The organism is Paraburkholderia ultramafica, from assembly GCF_902859915.1.
GTDB classification, from domain to species: Bacteria; Pseudomonadota; Gammaproteobacteria; order Burkholderiales; family Burkholderiaceae; genus Paraburkholderia; species Paraburkholderia ultramafica.
This window is the reverse complement of the sequence record NZ_CADIKK010000142.1, coordinates 1-1,167: the sequence shown is the minus strand read 5'-3', so window position 1 is coordinate 1,167 and position 1,167 is coordinate 1. Positions and strand designations below refer to the sequence as shown.

The following is a 1,167-nucleotide window of genomic DNA, read 5'->3' as shown; positions in this document are numbered from 1 at the left end:
ATCAATGAAAAATAAACTTCTCGCTTTTGTTACATTAGGTATCCTAACTGGACCGGCGCACGCCCAGAGTTCTGTAACGCTTTACGGTCTTATTGACGTTGGGTTTGTCTATTCGAACAATGTAGCAACGAACGGACAGGGAGCGAAGCTCTATTCGCTGGCGAGCGGCAATCTGCAGGGAAGCCGGTGGGGCTTGCGCGGAACCGAGGACCTCGGTGGCGGGCTCAAGACAATCTTCGTTCTGGAAAACGGCTTCAGTGTTGTGAACGGCCGGCTCGGTCAGGGCGGAGACCTGTTCGGACGTCAGGCCTTCGTGGGTATTTCGTCGTCGCAGTTCGGCACAGTGACACTGGGCCGCCAGTATGACTCGGTGGTCGACTATACGGGCATCTTCGGAAGCGCGGCGCAGTGGGCGACCTACTACGGCTCGCACCCCGGCGACCTCGACAACATGCTCAACACGAACCGGGTCAACAATGCCATCAAGTACACCAGCAACGATTTCGCTGGCTTCAAGTTTGGCGGCCTCTACAGCCTGGGCGGTGTCGCCGGTCAATTTAACCGCAACCAGATCTGGTCTGTGGGCGCCGGTTACAGTAACGGGCCGTTGCAGCTTGGTGCAGCCTACCTGAACGTCAAAGATCCGAACTTCTCCTTCTTCGGCAACAATGCGACGTCCAGTACCACGGCGTCGAACATGTCCGGCAGCCGGGTCTACTCGGGCTATGCGTCAGCTGGAACACAGCAGGTCGTCGCTGCCGGGGGAGCGTACACGTTCGGCGCTGCAACTGTTGGCGCGACGTATAGCAACACCCAGTTCCAGGACATCGGCACCCTGCCTGGCCTGCCGGCCACCGGCGCGGGTGGCACCGCAAAGTTCCACAACGCGGAAGCAAACTTCAAGTACCAGCTGACGACGGCCCTGCTGCTCGGCCTCGCATACGACTACACCAAGGGCTACGGCGTCAACGAAGCCAAATACCATCAGGTGGCACTTGGCGCCGACTACTTCCTCTCCAGGCGTACCGACCTGTACCTGACCGGAATTTACCAGCACGCCTCCGGCACCGACTCCACCGGCACACCGGCGGTTGCAAACATCAGCCTGTTCTCTCCTTCGTCGACCTCCAACCAGGTCGCGGCAACCGTGGGCATCCGTCACAAGTT

General features: G+C 59.2%; 1 protein-coding gene. It reads left to right on the top strand.

All coding sequences use genetic code 11. The features are described 5' to 3' along the window. Positions 1 to 4: 4 nt before the first annotated feature. Positions 5 to 1,167, top strand: a 1,163-nt coding sequence (locus HV744_RS36580) for a porin (protein ID WP_175154086.1), incomplete at its 3' end; no start/stop codon positions are given.